Origin of the sequence: Arthrobacter sp. HMWF013 (genome assembly GCF_003061105.1) — a bacterium.
In the GTDB taxonomy this organism is placed as follows: Bacteria; Actinomycetota; Actinomycetes; order Actinomycetales; family Micrococcaceae; genus Arthrobacter.
This window is the reverse complement of the sequence record NZ_QAIQ01000425.1, coordinates 1-1315: the sequence shown is the minus strand read 5'-3', so window position 1 is coordinate 1315 and position 1315 is coordinate 1. Positions and strand designations below refer to the sequence as shown.

Below are 1315 nucleotides of genomic sequence, written 5' to 3'. Positions count from 1 at the left end.
GGCCTGGCGCACCACCTCGTAGGCCCCCTTGCTCACCCCGCCGGTGGTGACAATAAGGTCCACGGCACCGGTGTGGCCACGCAGCAGCGTCTGGAGTTCTTCAGGCCTGTCCGACGCTATGGCCGTGCGGATGACTGCCAGACCCGCCTGGCTCATGGCGCTTTCGAGGAGGGTGCCGTTGGCGTCATAGATCTTCCCCGGCGGCAACGGCCGGCCCGGCTCCACCACTTCGTCGCCGGTGGTGACCAGGAGGACGGTGAGGGGCCTGCGGACCGTGACGTCAGCGACGCCAAGGGCGGCCAGCAGGCCCAACTGCGCCGGCCCCAGGAAGGTGCCCTTTGCCAGCGCACACTCCCCCGCCGCTATATCGCTGCCAACGGACCGGACGAACGTCCCCGCCGCGGTCACCGGCAGCCATACAGTGCCCGTCTCGCCGGGGACCGGGAACCGGTCGGGAACCGCACGCTCCACGGGCACGACGGCGTCGGCACCGGCAGGAATCATTGCTCCCGTCATGATGGGAGCGGCGGTGCCACTGCGAAGTTCTGCCGGTGTGGCACCTGCCGGAACGGGGTCAACGACCCGCAGCTCCGCACCGCCGTCGGGCGCTCCGCTCGTCCCAAGGGTGCCGCCGTCAGGGGCCGGTCCGTCAGACTGCCCACGGGTCACGTCCAGACCGTTGACGTCTGCGCTGTTGATGGCGAAACCATCCATTTGCGAGTTGGCAAACGGCGGCAGGCTGACCGGCGCGAGCACATCTTGGGCCAGCCCTCTGCCGAGGGCGTCCCTCAGGGCCAGGGTTTCGGTCCGGTCCGGGGACTGCAGGAGCGGTGCCAGCAGCGCGGCTACAGCGCTGCGGTGTTGGGCAACGGACCGGGCAGCGTGAGCGTCGTGGCCCCGGCGGCCATCACCGTGCTGGCTGGTACTGCTGTGCATGGGTCTGCCCTCGGTGTCGGCCGTCATGGATTCACGTCAACTCTAATCGTGTGGAAGCCAGTAGCTCCGTCCGGAGCCGGCGGGCGGCTCTCCTCGGCCTGCGGCAAGCCGTCGAGGTCTGTGGCACGTACCTGGACCTCATACTGTCCGGGCGTCAGCTGGATGCCCAGTTGCCACTGGTACCAGGTATCCAGCGAGATCCCTGGCGCAAGCTCGGCCTTCTGCCAGGGACCCCGGTTGACCCGGAGCTCCACTGTGCCGATCCCGGTGTGCTGGGCCCAGGCCACACCGCCGAACATCACCGTTCCGGCGCTGACCCGCCGGCCGGTGCGGGGCACGTCAATCCTCGACGACGTCTTGATCGGTCCGCGGTCCGACC

At 69.3% G+C, this 1315-nt stretch carries 1 protein-coding gene and 1 pseudogene; both read right to left on the bottom strand.

The annotated features are described in order from the left end of the window. On the bottom strand, positions 1–936 hold a 936-nt coding region (locus tag DBR22_RS15555), incomplete at its 3' end, for a molybdopterin molybdotransferase MoeA (RefSeq protein ID WP_146187524.1). Between the two features lie 23 nt (positions 937–959). Beyond that, positions 960–1315: pseudogene (locus tag DBR22_RS15550) on the bottom strand (molybdopterin-dependent oxidoreductase); the annotation flags it as partial.